Here is a 15,466-nt window from a genome sequence, read left to right on the forward strand (position 1 = left end):
TCCGGTATGATACGCGTGGGCGTTAACGGGTACGGCACGATTGGCAAGCGGGTCGCGGACGCGGTCGCGGCCCAGCCCGACATGGAGCTCGTCGGCGTGACGAAGACCGGCCCGAACTACGGGGCCGAGGCCGCGGTCCGGCGCGGCTACGACCTGTACGCCGCGATCGCCGACCGCGCCGAAGAGTTCGAGGTCGCCGGCCTCGACACCGCCGGAACGCTGGCTGACCTGCTCGACGTCGTCGACGTGGTCGTCGACTGCTGCCCCTCCGGGGTCGGCGCGCGCAACCGACCGACCTACGAGGCCCACGGCGTGCCCGCGATCTACCAGGGCGGAGAGGACGCCTCGGTCGCCGACGCATCGTTCAACGCCCGGGGGAGCTACGAGGCCGCCCGCGGCGCCGACTCGCTCCGCGTCGTCTCCTGTAACACGACCGGGCTCTCCAGGCTCCTCGCGCCGCTCGACGAGGCGTACGGCGTCGAGAAGGCGCGCGTGACGCTCGTCCGCCGCGGCGGCGATCCGAGCGAGACCGACCGCGGCCCGATCAACGACGTCGTCCCGGACCCGATGACGGTCCCCTCACACCACGGCCCCGACGTGAACACGATCCTGCCGGACGTCGACGTCGACACGGCCGCGCTGAAGGCGCCCGTCACGGCGATGCACACCCACAGCGTCAACGTCACGCTCGAAGACGCGCCCAGCACCGCCGCGGTCAGAGAGCTCCTCGCGGGCGAGAGCCGCGTGTTCCTGATCCCCGAGCGCGCCGGGATCGACGGCGCCGGCGCCCTGAAAGACTACGCCGCCGACGTCGGGCGCCCGCGCGGCGACCTCTGGGAGAACTGCGTCTGGGAGGAGTCGATAAGCGTCCAGGGAAGAGACGTGTACCTGTTCCAGAACGTCCACCAGGAGGCCGACGTCGTCCCCGAGAACGTCGACGCGATCCGGGCGCTGGCGACCGAAACGCCCCGTGAGGAGTCGGTCGCCCTGACGAACGAGTCGCTCGGCGTCGGGCTCGACAGCCTCCTCTCGGACGGCGGGACGTCGAGAACGCCGGTCACGGCGGACGACTGAGGCCGTCGGTCCGTGGGGCCGCGTTCGGGTTCGGAGCCCGTTTCGCGGTCACTCCCTCGGCGCCGTCACGAGGAACGTCCGTCCCCCGCGTCGTTCGAGGTACACCTCGCTCCCGCGCACGCGATTCGTGCGAACGCGGTCGGTGATCCGGTCCGTCCGGCAGTCGGTGACGTCCACGCGCGCCGGCGTCGCGTACCGGGGTCGGTCGTGGGTGGTCGCGCTCATGGCTTCGAGATCGAGCGCAGCGTCCGTATAAGCGAGCCATCCCCGGAGTGAAACTGAAAGTGAAGGGCTCAGAGGGAGTGTCCGCCGATCGTCGCTCGTTTCGACGCCGCAGACGCGCCGATTCAGCGACGGAGCCCCGCCTCCTCGTCGCCCTCGACGAACCGCACCGTGAAGTAGTCGTAGCCGCCGTAGGCGGCGTCGAGGGCCCCGAGCCACCAGTTCCAGCGCTCGACGAGCGACGAGCCGTCGGGCGCGTCGCCGAGGTGGTCGACCACGCCGGCGACGGTGAGCGCGTGTCCCCGGTCCCGGGAGGGCCGCCCCGAGTCGGCGAGGTCGCGGGCCGCTCGGGCGACCGCCCGCCGCTCGGCCTCGGTCCCGCCGAACTCCGCCGCAAGGGCCGTTTCCAGACGCGTTCGGTCCATGAGTGAGGGTAGGAGAGCCGAGTATATGAGTCGCGTGGTAGGGGGTATCACAGCCGGCGTCGGCGACGGCATCGTCGACGAGGCGAGCGCGGCTGTCACTATTTTGAACGGAGATGCCGGCGAATATTTACCTCCTGACCGGCTACTCGAAGCCATGACAGACTGGCGCGCCGTCGGCTACGGGTTCGTAGTGATGCTGATCGCCGGACTGCTCGCGACGTTCGCTCCGGTCGTCGGACACGTCGGTGCCGGACTGATCGGCGGGTTCGTCGCCGGCTACGTCGCCGGCGGCGGCCTCCTCTCCGGTACGTGGCACGGCCTGCTGGCCGGCTCCGTGAGCGGCGTCGTCGTCACCCTGCTTCTGGCCGCGTTCGGCGGACTCGTGGGGCTCGCCGGGGGCCCCATCGGGAGCCTGCTCGGCGGTGCGGGCGTCCTTGTCGTCGGCCTGTTCGTGACGCTGCTTTTCGCGATCGACTCGGCGCTGGCCGGGGCGATCGGCGGCGTGCTCGGGGACTGACCCGAAAAACGGGAGGACCGGTCGCCTACGCCGACTCTACCGCGTCGAGAACCGCGTCGTAGTCCGGCTCGTTGGTCGGGTCGTCGGCGACCCAGTCGTAGACGATCTCGCCGTCCGCGTCGATCGCGAACACGGCGCGGTTCGCGACCCCGTAGAGTCCGAGGTCGGCGATGTCCATCTCCAGGTCGTACGCACGGATCGCGTCGCCGGCCGTGTCGCTCACGAGGTCGAACTCGATCCCGTGCGCCTCGCGGAACGCGCCCTGCGAGAACGGGGAGTCGGCGCTGACCCCGAACAGGGTCGCGCCGGCCGCCTCAAACTCGTCGAGTCGCTCCTGCAACGCGACCATCTCGTTCGTGCACGGCGGCGTGAACGCCCCCGGGAAGAAGGCGAGCACCACCGGGCCGTCACCGAGGTGATCGTCGATATCGAACGGTTCGTGGTCGCTCGTGCCGACCGTCGCGGTGAACGTGGGTGCGGCGTCGCCTGTGGATGCCATCGTCGTGTAATACGAGCGACTAGTCCAAAAGGCTTACCGCGCTCATGTTCGGGTCCGGACCGGCGGCCGAGTCGCGACCGGTCACTCTCGGTCGAGGTACTCCTGCTGGACCGCGACGACCTCGGCCGAGTCCTCGCAGTCGGCGTACCTGCGCAGCGGCTCCTCGTTGAGGTCGAGGAACGTCTCCCCCCAAGTGAACTTCGCCATGATCCGCTCGGCGTGCTCGGGCTCGCCGAGGATCGCCAGCGCGGCCGCGAACGCCTCGACCGTCGTGAGCCGCATCGGTCGGCCGAAGTTCACCGGGTTGCCGGCGACGAGGTACGGGAGCGCGCGGTGCTCGCCCGGAAGCGAGAACATCTTCTCGCCCGCCGACTCCCACGAGCAGTCGAGCGCGACGAGCGCGTTCTCGCGCGCGAGGTCGGCGTCGGCGGGCGAGAGCGCGCGCTCGGCGTGGGGGTTGAGCACGACGCCGTAGGGGGTCGCGCGGTCGGAACGGTGTAGCTCCGCGAGGTCGAAGCGCGCGAGCTTCCGGGCCGTGCACTTGTCGGGGTCGTCGTCGCCCTCGTACCGGACGTGGAGGTCCACGTCCGGCGTTCGGGGGTGTCGCGTATAAGCCGTGCGGAGGGACCCCGCGCGGAACTGGTCGCAGCCGTTCGTCCGCGCCCGCTCACGGGGCCCGGGTCTGTGTCACCATCGAGTCCTGTTCGTCGCGTTCCGGCGGGACGCGCGTCCGGGTCTCGATCGGGTCCGGTTCGTCTTCGGTCGTGGGTTCGCTCATCGCGGGCGGCAGTCGTAACTCGTCACACAAAGCTGTTTGGCTGGAACACGTACTAATTCGCGTGTTTCCTAATATGCGTTTGCAATTTTTCGAAGTATACCGTACATCGTATTATTATTACGAGAGAATATGACGGATATGTCGTTTTCTCTTGGTTTCTCTCGGACGCGACGCCGCCCGACTCTGGTTTTCTCCGGGGCGCACCGCCACCCGACTACCGTCAAGCCGGCCCGGTATCGGCGGGGTTTTTCGTCGTCGCCGACCACCCGTGCGTATGGAGCTGTTCGCCGTCCCAGACCTCCCGGAGATCCGGGAGGGAGACGACCTCGCGGCCATGATCGACGAGCGCGTCGACCTCCGGGAGGACGACGTCGTCGTCGTCGCCAGCACCGTCGTCTCCAAGGCAGAGGGGCGCGCGTTCGACCTCTCCGACTTCCCGGCCGGACCGCGGGCGAAGGAGGTCGCGGACCGGCTCGCGGAGATTTCGGGAGAGGAGAAGGACCCGCGCTTCGCGCAGGCCGTCGTCGAGGAGTCGACGGAGCTGATCGTGGAGGCCCCCTTCCTCCTGACGGCGACGCGCTTCGGCCACATCGGCGTCAACGCCGGGATCGACCGGTCGAACGTCCCCGACGCCGACCTGCTGTTGCTCCCGGAGTGCCCCTCGGAGAGCGCGGAACGGATACGCGAGGGGATCGCGGCCGACCGCGTGGTCGTCAGCGACACCTGCGGGCGCCCGTTCCGACACGGCCAGCGCGGGGTCGCGATCGGCTGGGCCGGCCTGCCGGCGAGCCGCGATTGGCGCGGCGAGCGCGACCGCGACGGCCGGGAGATGGACGTCACCGTCCAGAACGTGATCGACGAGCTCGCGAGCGCCGCGAACCTCGTCGCCGGGGAGGGCGACGGCGGGACGCCGGTCGTCGTCGTCCGCGACTGGGCGTTCGGCGACCACGAGGGGTCGGACAGCCACTTCCGCGAGGTCGAGGGCGACTTCGTCCGACAGGCGCTCCGGCAGTGGGAGTACCAGGAGTAATCACAGACATGCTCGGCATCGAACTCACCCCCGAACACGACCTGCATCGCCTCGTCGACCTCGGCGTCCGCGCCGAGGACGCCGGCTACGACGCCGTCTACTCGACGTGTCACTACAACAACCGCGACCCGTGGGCGTTCCTCTCGCAGCTCGCGACCGCCACCGACTCGGTCCGGCTCGGCCCCGGCGTCGCCAACCCGTACGAGACCCACCCCGTGACGCTCGCCTCGCGGGTCGCCACCCTCGACGAGCTCTCGGGGGGACGCGCCGTCTTCGGGCTCGGCCCCGGCGACCCCTCGACGCTCCGGAACCTCGGCCTCGAAGACGAGCGGGGGCTCCGCCCCGTGCTGGAGGCGTTCAAGACGGCCCAGAGGCTGTGGGCCGGCGAGCGCGTCGACCACGAGGGGACCTTCGACGCCAGCGGGGCGGGGCTCAACTACGAGCCCCCGCAGGGCGCCGACATTCCGGTCCACGTCGGCGGCGAGGGGCCCCATATGTGTCGGATGGCGGCGAAACACGCCGACGGGCTGCTGTTCAACGGCTCGCACCCGACGGACCTGGCGTGGGCCCGCGAACAGGTCGACGACGGGCTCGGCGACCGCCCCGACCACCGGGGCGAGTTCGACCTGATCGCGTACGCCGCCGTCTCCGTCGACGAGGACGAGGACGCCGCCCGCGAGGCCGCCCGTCCGCCGGTCGCGTTCATCGCCGCCGGCGCGGCCCCGCCCGTCCTGAAACGGCACGGGATCGACCCGGACGCGGCCGCGGCCATCGGTGAGCGCGTCTCCGCCGGCGAGTTCTCCGCGGCCTTCGAGCGCGTGACGCCCGCGATGGTGGACGCGTTCTGTCTGGCCGGGTCGTCCGAAACCGTCCGCGAGCGGGCCGCGGCGCTCGCCGAGCACGCCGACGGGCTGGTGGTCGGCTCGCCGCTCGGCCCGGATCTCGAGGTCGCGGTCGACCTCGCGGCCGAGGCGGTCGACGGTCTCTTTTAAATTCCCAGGGACGTTCTCGCGGCCGCGAAATCGAGAATCGCGCGTGATAACCTCGGGGCGAGGTTCATAACCCGGCCGCCGAGACGCTCTGCTATGTCGACAACGCGACGGCGACGCGGGGGGATCCGAGGCCGGTACGAGGCCATCCTCTGGCGGACGATGGACCTGCTCGGCGTGTCCGAGTCGATAGAGCGGAAGGTCGTGACGGCGGTCGGAATCCAGTTCCTCGTCACCGTCGGGATCTTCCTCACGCCGTTCCTGCTCTCCGGGACGCGGGCGTCCGTCGTCTCCGGCGCGCTGTTCCTCGGTGCGGTCGCGGCGATCTACAACACCCTGCTCGTCGTGCGACGGGACTTCGTCGCGCCCCTCCGGGGGCTGGAGGCCGGCGCCGACGCGATCGCCGCCGGCGAGATCGGAGACGGGGCGGAACCCGTGCGGGAAGCGACCCGAGAGCCGGCGACGGTCGAGGCGGCCGGGACCCGCGAGAGGACGCTCGTCGGCGCCGACCAGTCGGACGAGATCGGGAGTCTCGTGCGCTCCTTCGCCGAGGTCCAGCGGTACCTCGGCACCGTCTCGTCGCAGGCCGACGCGCTCGCCGCGCAGGCGTTCGACGACCCCGCCCTCGACGAGTCGGTGCCGGGGGCGTTCGGCGACGCGCTCGACGAGATGGCCGCCAACCTCGAGTCGTACACGACCGAGCTCGAATCTCTCGTCGACGCCTTCGGCGACGCGGCCGAGCGCGCGCGGGAGGGCGACCTCACCGCGACGATCGACGCCGACGAGCTCGCTAGCGACGGGAACCGGTACGTCGAGATCGTCGAGAACTACAACCGGCTCGTCGCCACCCTCGGCGGCACGGTGAGCGAGGTCCAGGCGTTCACCGGCGAGGTCGCGGCCGCGAGCGACGACGTGCGTACCAGCATGGACGAGGTCGACGACGCGAGCGAGGCGGTGGCGCGGTCGGTACAGGAGATCTCCGACGGCGCGGCCCGACAGACCGACCGGCTGGCGTCGGTCTCCGAGGAGATGAGCACGCTCTCGGCGACGGTCGAGGAGATCGCGGCGTCGGCCGACGACGCGGCCGCGACCGCGCGGAGCGCCGCGGACCGCGGCCGGGCCGGTCGCGAGGAGGCCGCCGAGGCGATCGGAGAGCTGGAGGCGCTCGAAGCGGAAATCGGGGAGACCGCGACCGCGGTCGAGGAGCTCGTGGCTCGGGTCGGCGAGATCGACGAGATCGCGGCCGTGATCGACGGGATCGCGAAGGAGACGAACCTGCTGGCGCTGAACGCCTCGATCGAGGCGGCCCGGGCCGACGGTTCGGGCGACGGCTTCGCCGTCGTCGCCGACGAGGTGAAGGCGCTCGCGGAGGAGACGCGCGGGGAGGCGGCGGCGATCTCGGACCGCATCGACGAGGTGCAGGAGGCCTCCGCGAAGACGGCCGCCGACGTCGACGACATGGAGTCGCAGGTGTCCGAGAGCGTCGACACGATCGAGTCCACCCTCCGGGAGTTCGAGGAGGTCGTCGAAGAGGTGACCACGGTGGACGCCACGGTCCAGGAGATCAGCGCCGCGACCGACGATCAGGCGCGGACGACGCAGGAGGTCGTCGACGTGGTCGACGAGGTGGCGACGGTCAGCGGCCGGACCGCGACGGAGGCCGAGACCGTCGCCGCGGCGGCCGAAGAGCAGACCGCGACCGTCTCCGAGGTGGCCGACAGGGCCCACGCGCTGTCGGACCAGTCCGACGCGCTGCTCGCGCGGCTCGACGAGTTCGTCGTGCCGGCGAGCGGTGACGTGCCGTCGGCCTCCCCGGCGAGCGGGAGCACTCTTCCCTCCGCCGGGGAACAGCCGAGTCCGGGCGACGACTGAGCGGCCCAGTCCGGGCGACGACCTGGCAGTCGGTCAGGACGTGACGAACCGAGCCGATGACGAAGCCATCCGGTGACGGGGCGAGGCGGACCGTGACGAGGCGAGGCGGACTACTCCGACCGCCCGCGACCGCCGAGCGAGGGGAGCGTCACGCCGATCTCCTGTAAGAGGGCGCCCACCGCCATGTAGCCGAACGCGGCCATCGTGGCGACGATCAGGACCTGTCCGACGAGGACGAGCAGCGCCGACAGCGGGTCGCCGGCGCCCAGGATGAGGTCGTTCAGGAAGATGTCGACGAACCGGCCGACGTCGCCGACGAGTCGCGAGGCGAAGTCGATGAGTGCGAGCATACGAGGACGTTGGCCCGGGGGGTACTTGGGTGTTGAGTTCGCGGTCGTTTCTCCTCGATCGCGGTGGCGTCTCGCGCCGAGGAGACTCCGAGCACCGGTGACCCCGCGGTCTCGACAACCGAACGCCTTACACCCGACGGACACGGACGTGCCGATAATGAACGCGCTGACGGACCTGTTCGCCGCGAACACCCTCCTGTGGGTCCTCACCGGGATCCTCGCGTACTCCGCGGTCGCGCTGTGGCTGCAGAACCGAGGGATTCTCCCCGGGTCGGTCCGCGTCTCCGGCCCGATACTGACGCTCCGCACGCTCCGCGGGCGAGCGTTCCTCGACCGGCTCGCTACGCCGAAGCGGTTCTGGCGCGGGCTCGCGAACCTCGGGCTCGGCGGCGCGCTCGTCGCGATGGTCGGGTCGTTCGTTCTCATCCTCTCGTCGGCGCTCTCGGCGCTCGACGCCACCCAGCCCTCCGCGATCCAGCAGCCGCAGAACTTCCTCATCATCCCCGGCGTCAACGACTTCCTCCCGCTGTCGGTCGCGCTCGAGATCGTCGCCGGCCTCGCGATCGCGATGGTCGTCCACGAGGGCGCACACGGGCTGCTCTGCCGCGTCGAGGACATCGACATCGAGTCGATGGGGCTCGTCTTCTTCGCGCTGCTCCCGGTCGGCGCCTTCGTGGAGCCGGACGAGGAGGCGACGCAGGCGGCCTCGCGGGGGGCCCGCGCCCGCATGTTCGCGGCCGGCGTCACCGCCAACACGCTGCTCACGGTGCTCGTGTTCGCGCTGCTCTTCGGCCCGGTCGTCGGCGCGATCTCGCCGGCGGCCGGGTACGCCGTCGGCGAGGTGAATCCCGGCTCGCCGGCCGCCGCGGCCGACATCGGGAGCGGGGACCGGCTGGTCGCGGTCGAGGGAGAGCCGGTCGACACCGCCGCCGAGTTCGAGGCCGCCCTCTCCGACGCCGACGAGACGGTGACGGTCACGGCCGACGACGGCGACGGGGAGCGCACCGCCGAGGTGACGCGAGCGCTCCAGGTGGTCGGCTCGGCCGGCGGCAACCCGCTCGACCTGACGATCACCGAGGACCCGGTGACCGTCGAGTCGGTGAACGGCGAGCCGGTGGCGACCGAGGGCGCGTTCTTCGACGCCGTCGGCGACGACGAGCGCGCGACGGTGTCCGTGTCGGCGCCCGACGGCAGCGACGCCGACGGCCCGTGGACGGAGAACTCGACGAACGGGAGCGCCGAGATCCCGGTCGGCGCGTACGCGCTCGGCGTGCAGGAGGACGGCCCCCTCGCGGACGCCGGGGCGACCCCCGGCGAGCCGCTGACGATAGTCGAGATCGACGGCGAGCGGATCCACGACGACGACGACCTCTCGGCGGTCCTCGGCGAGCGAGAGGCCGGCGAGACCGTCGAGGTGATCGCGTACGACGGGGACGACGAGCGCGTCAGCTACGACGTCGAGCTGGACCCCCACCCGAACCGCGACGGCGGGTTCGTCGGCGTCAGCGTCTTCCCGGGCGCGAGCGGGCTGGCGCTCGACGACTTCGGCGTCTCCGAGTACCCGGCCGGCGCGTACCTCGAGCTGCTCGGCGGGGACGGCGGCGAGAGCGCGACCGACGGCGTCGCGCTCGGGGGACTCACCGAGTCGCCGCTCGGGCTCGTGTTCGTCTCGCTCATCCTCCCGCTCGGCAGCCTGTTCGGGCTCCCGTTCAACTTCGCGGGATTCACCGGCGAGGTGACGAACTTCTACGTGGTCGACGGGGCGCTCGGCGCGCTCGGCGGCGGGACGTTCCTGCTCGCGAACCTGCTCTTCTGGACCGGGTGGATCAACATCCAGCTCGCGCTGTTCAACTGCCTGCCGGCGTTCCCGCTCGACGGCGGCCGGATCCTCCGGATGGTCGCGGAGGCGGTGATCAGCCGGCTCCCCCTCTCAGACCGGCACGCGGCGGTCCGCACGATCACCGTCTCCTCCGGGCTCGTCATGCTCGCAGGGCTGATCGCGATGGTGTTCGGCAATCAGATCCTCGCGGCGCTCGGGATGATCTGACGGAACGACCGCCGCGCTCCGCGTCGCCGACCGCCGCGCTCCGCGTCACCGACCGCCGCGCCCCCGCGAGGGGAAACGGGTTTCTCCGCGCGCCGAAACGGTGGGGTATGAGCCACGAACGCACCGTCGAGATCGAGGGCCACATCATCGACAGCGGGACGATGCAGCGCTGTTTCGGCGCGGTGATGGACCTCGGCGGCTCCTTCGACGTGGAGCGGTTCGACGTGGGGAAACACGAGGACGAGGAGTCGTACTGCCGGCTGACGGTCTCGGCTGACGCCCCGGAGACGCTCCAGGCGATCCTCCACGAGCTCCATCAGAACGGGGCGGTGCTCGAGGACCCGACCGACGTGGACCTCGTCGCGGCCCCCGCGGACAGGGTCGTGCCGCCCGACTTCTACTCCACGACGAACCATCCGACCGAGGTGCTGTACGACGGGGAGTGGATCGAGGTCGAGCGGATCGAGATGGACTGCGCGCTGGTCGTGGACCCCCACGGCGGCCCCGACGGCGAACCGCACGCGTACACGAAGGTGCTCAACGCGGTGGAAGAGGGCGACCTGATCGCGACCGACCAGTCCGGAATCCGGGTGCGACCCCCGGAGCGCCCCCGAAGCGGAGGGAGCGCCTTCGGCTTCATGCAGGGCGGCGTCTCCTCGGAGCGGCCTTCCGAGTCCACGATCAGGGAGGTCGCCGCGGAGCTGCGCGAGGTGAAGCGCTCGGGCGGGAACGTGCTGGTCGTCGCGGGCCCGGCGGTGATCCACTCCGGCGCCGGCGACGCGCTCGCCGACCTCGTCGAGGCCGGGTACGTCGACGCGCTCTCGGCCGGGAACGGCTTCGCCACCCACGACCTGGAGCGCTCGCTGTACGGCACGTCGCTCGGGATGAACGTCGAGACCCTCGAACATCCCCGGAAGGGACACAAACACCACATCTGGACGATATCGGAGATCATCCGCGCCGGCGGGATCGAGGCGGCCGTGGCGGAGGGGATCGTGACGGAGGGCGTGATGTACCAGTGCGTCGAGAACGACGTCGACGTCGTGCTCGCGGGCTCGATACGCGACGACGGCCCGCTCCCGGACACGGTCACCGACGCGGTCGAGGCCCAGAACGCGATCCGCGAGCAGGCCCACGAGGCCGACGTGGTGCTCATGCTCGCGACGCTGTTGCACTCCGTCGCGGTCGGGAACTGCCTCCCGTCGACGACGAAGACCGTCTGCGTCGACATCAACCCCGCGACGGTCACCCAGCTGCTCGACCGCGGCTCGGCGCAGGCCGTCGGGATGGTCACCGACATCGGAACCTTCGTCCCGACGCTCGCCGAGTTCGTGCTGGAGGGCGAACTGGACGAGGGGGGCGGCGGCGCGGACGCCACGGACGGCGGCGGCGCGGACGCCACGGACGACGGCAGCGCGGACGCCAGGGCCGGAGCCGGGGGAGACCGATGACGGTCGTCGTCAGGCCGTACGACCCCGAGACCGACGCCGAGGGGCTCTACGACTGCAAGCTCGCCTTCGAACGCGGGCTCGGCGAGAACACGGGCGGCGACGACAAGGCGGCCGTCTACGAGGGGAAGCTCACCGACGGCTACCGCGATCGGTGGCTCGCGTGGGTCGAGCGGTGCGTCGCGGACGACGAGCGGTGCGTGACGGTCGCGGTCGCGGAGGGCGACGACGGCGCGGCCGACGGCGGGGGCGGCGACGGCGCGGCCGCCGAGGCCGGAGACGTCGTCGGCTACGTCTTCGTGCTCCCCGAGCGGCTCGCGATGATCTGGGACGCCGCGGTGGTCAACGAGCTCTACGTCGCTCCCGACCGCCGCGGCACGGGCGTCGCCGACGACCTGATGGCGGCCGCCGTCGACCTCGCGGGCGACCAGTCGCTCCCGCTCGATCGGATCGTGCTCGACGTCGACCCGGCGAACGAGCGCGCGCGGGCCTTCTACGACCGGTACGGCTTCGAGCCGTGGGGCGAGATGGTCGCACGACCGATAGACCTCGGCTGAGGGGAACCGGAACCGCAGGGCGTGAGAACGCCGGACAGGAGTTATATGCGAGCCGGGCCGATCTCCGGACATGAGCTATCTCGTTGCGACCGACGGGTCGACGGAGAGCGACGAGGCCGTCCGGTACGCGGCCCGCCAGGCGGTCGCGTTCTACGAGACCCTCGAGATCGCCCACGTGCTGACGCCGGACTCCGAGCTCGTCGACGGGACGCTCATCCTCCCGGGCGAGGAAGCCGCCGTCGACGCGGGCGAGGACGTCCTCGCGAACGCCCGCGCGATCGCCGAGGAGGCGGTCGGAAACGAGTCGATCGACGTGAAGACGCAGCTGCTCACCGGTCGGCCGGCCGACGCGATCACCGCGTACGCGGCCGAGACCGACGTGAACGCGATCTACGTCGGACACCGCGGGCTGAGCGAGGAGCGCGAGCAGGTGGTGGGCAGCGTCGCGAAGAGCGTCGTCGACAAGGCCGACGTGCCCGTGACGGTCATCCGGTAGCGCTCTCGCTGCGCCCCGATCGGCGCGATCCGACCGTCTCGTCGCTCCGTCAGAGGCCACGGCAAGGACCACCATTACCGGGGGTTCCAAACCCATCGACCGCGTAACACGTGACGATGTCAGACGACGCACTCGTCACGGCGGACTGGGTGGAATCGAACCTCGACGCGTTCCAGGACGACGACTCCGACCTCCGGCTCGTCGAGATCAACAACCCGACGGTCACCGACGAGTCGGAGTACACGCCCTACGAGGAGGGGCACATCCCCGGAGCGCTGAACTTCGAGTGGGACGAGGTGTTCACCGACGAGACGGAGCGCGACATCGTCTCGAAGGAGAACTTCGCGAAGCGAAACGGCGAGGGCGGCATCGACGCCGACACGACCGTCGTCGTCTACGGCGGCGGTCGCGTCCCCAACTGGTTCGCGCTGTTCGGCTACTGGATCTACAAGTACTACGGCCACGAGGACGTCCGCGTGATCGACGGCGGGAAGGGGTACTGGGTCGACAACGACTACCCGCTCTCCACCGAGGAGCCCGACTTCACGCCGCGCGAGTACGAGGCCCGCGGCCCGTTCGAGAGCGTCCGCGCGTACAAGGACGATATCGACAAGGCGATCGAGGAGGGGATCCCCATGGTCGACGTCCGCTCTCCCGAGGAGTTCTCCGGCGAGGTCATCGCGCCGGAGGGGCTCAACGAGACCGCCCAGCGCGGCGGCCACATCCCCGGCGCGAGCAACGTCCCCATCGCGACCACCCTGAACGAGGACGGGACGTTCAAGAGCGCCGACGAGCTCCGCGAGCTGTACTCGGACGCCGGCGTCGACGGCGACGAGTCGACCATCACCTACTGCCGCGTCGGCGAGCGCTCGTCGATCGAGTGGTTCCTCCTGCACGAGCTGCTCGGCTACGACGACGTCCGTAACTACGACGGCTCCTGGACCGAGTGGGGGAACCTCGTCGGCGCGCCGATCGAGACGGGCAACTGAGACGCGATCGCCGTTTTTCCTTTTACGTGCGCGGCGTCCGCCCGCCGGCACTGAACGTTCGACGCTCGCTGGTCCGATACGTCGTTAGAGCTTCCGAGACGGTCGATAGCTCGGTTGTTCGACCACCGCCGACGGCAGCCTCAAGTGTGACGGGTCGTAACGGATCACATGAGATTCGGAGGACCGGTACACGCGAGTACGCGGGGAAATCGAACCGGGTTCGAACCCGACCGAGCCGGCGTCAGCCGGGGTGACCCCGCGTGAGCGACGACCCGACCGTCCTCGTGATCGGGGGCGGCGCGACCGGGGCCGGCGTCGCACGTGACCTCGCGCTCCGCGGGGTCGACGTGGCCCTCGTCGATCGGGGCGGGCTCGGGAGCGGCACCTCCGGGCGCTCGCACGGCCTGCTCCACAGCGGGGCTCGCTACGCCGAGGCCGACGCGCCGGGCGCCGAGGAGTGCCTGTCCGAAAACCGCACGCTCCGGGAGATCGCCGGGGCGTGCGTCCGCGAGACCGGCGGGCTGTTCGTCCGGTTGACGGGCGACGACCCCGACTACTTCGCGGAGAAGCTGGCGGCCTGCGAGGCGATCGGCATCGAGGCGGAGCGGCTCGACGGCGACGAGGCCCGAGCGCTGGCGCCCGGCCTCTCGGGGGACGTCGCCGAGGCGTTCCGCGTGCCCGACGGGGTGATCTACCCGTCGCGGCTGGTCGCCGCCAACGCGGCCGACGCCGAGCGACACGGGGGCGAGGTCCACCCGCACTCCCCGGTGGAGGGGATCGAAGTCGGCGACGGGGCGGACGGCGGCGTCGCTCGCGTCCGCGTCGGCGGCGCGCTCGACGCGACCCTCGAACCGGAGTGCGTCGTCAACGCGACGGGGGCGTGGGCCGACCGGATCGCCGACATGGCCGGCGTCGAGGTCGGGATGGCGCCGAGCCGCGGTGTGATGGTCTCCGTCGATCACGAGGGGCTCGGCCCGGTGTTGAACCGGTGTCGCGACCCCGCCGACGGCGACATCGTGGTTCCCCACGACGGCGAGGTCGTCCTCGGGACGACGAGCGTCCCCGTCTCGGACCCCGACGACTACGAGACCGCCGACTGGGAGGTCGAGCGCTCGGTCAAGGAGTGCGCCGCGATGCTTCCGGCCGTCGCCGACGCCCCCGAAGTCAGGCGGTGGTGGGGCGTGCGTCCCCTGTACGCGCCCGACGAGTCGGGGTCCGACCGGCGCGGCATCTCCCGCGGCTTCACCGTCATCGACCACGCCGACGAGGGGGTCCCGAACCTGTTCAGCGTCGTGGGCGGGAAGCTCACGACGTACCGGGAGATGGCCGAGGCGACGAGCGACCGCGTCTGCGAGCGGCTCGCTATCGACGCGGGCTGCGAGACCGCGACGGAGCGGCTGCCCGGCGTCGACGACCCCGCGGAGCTCGACGCGCTCGTCGAGCGGTACGGCGGCGCGAACCCGACCGACGTTGACGTCGTGGACGCCGCAGACGACTGATCGGCGCCGCGGAAAACGCCGGCCGCGGACGAGCCGTTACTCGTCGTCGATCATGCCGCCGAACACCGCGGTCGCGGTGTCGGGGACGTCGAAGTCGTGGTAGTGTTCGCCCTTCTCCTTCGAGAGGATGTTGAGGGCCGCGGCCGCGCCGTCGCCGGCCGAGATGACCGCCTGCCACTCCTCCGCGCGGACCATCCCGCCGGTCGCGTAGGCGCCGTCGACGCTCGTCTCCATCGAGACGTCGACGTCGACCGTGTCGTCCTCGTCGAACGCGCAGCCGAGCGACTCCGCGAGGTCGCGGCTCGCGCCCGTCGCGAGCACGAGGTAGTCGGCCTCGTACTCGCCCTGTTCGGTGGTCACTGCGAACCCGTCGCCCGACGCTTCGACCCCGGTCACCTTCTCGCCCTGCTTCCGGTCGACCCCGAAGTCGTCGGCCTGCTGTCGAGCGGTCGCGAGGAACTCGCTGCCGCCGACCGACCCGATCCCGGGGTAGTTGAACAGGTGCGCCTTGTGCATCCACGTCTTGTCGGTGTCGAAGAGGACCGCATCGAGCCCGTTCTTGCCCGCGAACAGCCCCGCGCTGAGCCCTGCCGGTCCGCCGCCGACGATTGCCACGTCCGTCATATGCCCGCCTTTCGGCCGCGTCCGCATAATGGTTGGCGGAGCCGGCGATC

At 71.0% G+C, this 15,466-nt stretch carries 17 protein-coding genes; 11 read left to right on the forward strand and 6 right to left on the reverse strand.

The window, feature by feature from the left end:
• The first annotated feature begins 6 nt into the window (after window positions 1-6).
• Window positions 7-1,074 carry a type II glyceraldehyde-3-phosphate dehydrogenase gene (locus tag U4E84_RS00130; protein WP_322530060.1) on the forward strand — a complete coding sequence of 356 codons (1,068 nt, stop codon included), beginning with the start codon at window positions 7-9 and terminating at the stop codon, window positions 1,072-1,074.
• Between the two features lie 48 nt (window positions 1,075-1,122).
• On the opposite strand, the gene U4E84_RS00135 is transcribed toward U4E84_RS00130, so the two are convergent.
• Both U4E84_RS00135 and U4E84_RS00140 read right to left on the reverse strand, forming a co-directional pair.
• Window positions 1,123-1,299 (reverse strand): hypothetical protein, encoded by a 177-nt coding sequence (locus tag U4E84_RS00135; protein ID WP_322530061.1) that lies wholly within the window; start codon window positions 1,297-1,299, stop codon window positions 1,123-1,125.
• A 122-nt stretch (window positions 1,300-1,421) separates the two neighbouring features.
• Window positions 1,422-1,721, reverse strand: coding sequence for a hypothetical protein (locus U4E84_RS00140; RefSeq protein WP_322530062.1), 300 nt, complete (start codon window positions 1,719-1,721; stop codon window positions 1,422-1,424).
• A gap of 154 nt (window positions 1,722-1,875) precedes the next feature.
• Between U4E84_RS00140 and U4E84_RS00145 the strand changes: the two genes are divergently transcribed.
• Window positions 1,876-2,238, forward strand: a complete 363-nt coding sequence (locus U4E84_RS00145; RefSeq protein WP_322530063.1) for a DUF5518 domain-containing protein — start codon at window positions 1,876-1,878, stop codon at window positions 2,236-2,238.
• A gap of 25 nt (window positions 2,239-2,263) precedes the next feature.
• Here the strand turns inward: U4E84_RS00145 and U4E84_RS00150 are convergent, their stop codons facing one another.
• Together U4E84_RS00150 and U4E84_RS00155 are read right to left on the reverse strand one after the other, a co-directional pair.
• Window positions 2,264-2,737, reverse strand: a complete 474-nt coding sequence (locus U4E84_RS00150; protein ID WP_322530064.1) for a redoxin domain-containing protein — start codon at window positions 2,735-2,737, stop codon at window positions 2,264-2,266.
• 81 nt (window positions 2,738-2,818) lie between these two features.
• Window positions 2,819-3,322 carry a DUF367 family protein gene (locus U4E84_RS00155; protein ID WP_322530065.1) on the reverse strand — a complete coding sequence of 168 codons (504 nt, stop codon included), beginning with the start codon at window positions 3,320-3,322 and terminating at the stop codon, window positions 2,819-2,821.
• Window positions 3,323-3,789: 467 nt separating this feature from the next.
• On the opposite strand from U4E84_RS00155, the gene U4E84_RS00160 reads away from it, so the two are divergent.
• The 3 genes from U4E84_RS00160 to U4E84_RS00170 all read left to right on the forward strand — a co-directional run bounded on the left by U4E84_RS00160 (window position 3,790) and on the right by U4E84_RS00170 (window position 7,406).
• Window positions 3,790-4,545 carry a coenzyme F420-0:L-glutamate ligase gene (locus U4E84_RS00160; protein ID WP_322530066.1) on the forward strand — a complete coding sequence of 252 codons (756 nt, stop codon included), beginning with the start codon at window positions 3,790-3,792 and terminating at the stop codon, window positions 4,543-4,545.
• Window positions 4,546-4,553: 8 nt separating this feature from the next.
• Entirely contained in the window at window positions 4,554-5,537 is a 984-nt protein-coding gene (locus U4E84_RS00165) for a 5,10-methylenetetrahydromethanopterin reductase (protein WP_322530067.1), read from the forward strand.
• 159 nt (window positions 5,538-5,696) lie between these two features.
• The gene (locus tag U4E84_RS00170) at window positions 5,697-7,406 is read left to right on the forward strand and encodes a methyl-accepting chemotaxis protein (protein WP_322530170.1); all 1,710 of its coding nucleotides are present in this window, start codon (window positions 5,697-5,699) and stop codon (window positions 7,404-7,406) included.
• 110 nt (window positions 7,407-7,516) lie between these two features.
• Here U4E84_RS00170 and U4E84_RS00175 read toward each other — a convergent pair whose 3' ends face one another.
• Window positions 7,517-7,756 (reverse strand): hypothetical protein, encoded by a 240-nt coding sequence (locus U4E84_RS00175; protein ID WP_322530068.1) that lies wholly within the window; start codon window positions 7,754-7,756, stop codon window positions 7,517-7,519.
• Between the two features lie 157 nt (window positions 7,757-7,913).
• Between U4E84_RS00175 and U4E84_RS00180 the strand changes: the two genes are divergently transcribed.
• The 6 genes from U4E84_RS00180 (at window position 7,914) to U4E84_RS00205 (ending at window position 14,792) form a co-directional block, all read left to right on the forward strand.
• Complete coding sequence (locus tag U4E84_RS00180) at window positions 7,914-9,803, forward strand: site-2 protease family protein (protein WP_322530069.1); 1,890 nt, start codon at window positions 7,914-7,916, stop codon at window positions 9,801-9,803.
• A gap of 107 nt (window positions 9,804-9,910) precedes the next feature.
• On the forward strand, window positions 9,911-11,254 hold the full coding sequence (locus tag U4E84_RS00185; protein ID WP_322530070.1) for a TIGR00300 family protein: 1,344 nt from the start codon (window positions 9,911-9,913) through the stop codon (window positions 11,252-11,254).
• Window positions 11,251-11,808, forward strand: coding sequence for a GNAT family N-acetyltransferase (locus U4E84_RS00190; protein ID WP_322530071.1), 558 nt, complete (start codon window positions 11,251-11,253; stop codon window positions 11,806-11,808). The genes U4E84_RS00185 and U4E84_RS00190 overlap by 4 nt, the downstream gene beginning before the upstream one ends.
• 70 nt (window positions 11,809-11,878) lie before the next feature.
• On the forward strand, window positions 11,879-12,304 hold the full coding sequence (locus U4E84_RS00195; protein WP_322530072.1) for a universal stress protein: 426 nt from the start codon (window positions 11,879-11,881) through the stop codon (window positions 12,302-12,304).
• A 116-nt stretch (window positions 12,305-12,420) separates the two neighbouring features.
• Complete coding sequence (locus U4E84_RS00200; RefSeq protein ID WP_322530073.1) at window positions 12,421-13,293, forward strand: sulfurtransferase; 873 nt, start codon at window positions 12,421-12,423, stop codon at window positions 13,291-13,293.
• Between the two features lie 260 nt (window positions 13,294-13,553).
• A complete protein-coding gene (locus U4E84_RS00205; protein ID WP_322530074.1) occupies window positions 13,554-14,792 on the forward strand; it encodes an FAD-dependent oxidoreductase in 1,239 nt (412 codons plus the stop codon).
• Window positions 14,793-14,828: 36 nt separating this feature from the next.
• Here the strand turns inward: U4E84_RS00205 and U4E84_RS00210 are convergent, their stop codons facing one another.
• Entirely contained in the window at window positions 14,829-15,416 is a 588-nt protein-coding gene (locus tag U4E84_RS00210; protein WP_322530075.1) for an FAD-dependent oxidoreductase, read from the reverse strand.
• Between the last annotated feature and the right edge of the window lie 50 nt (window positions 15,417-15,466).

Source organism: Halorubrum sp. AD140 (genome assembly GCF_034497445.1).
GTDB lineage: Archaea > Halobacteriota > Halobacteria > Halobacteriales > Haloferacaceae > Halorubrum.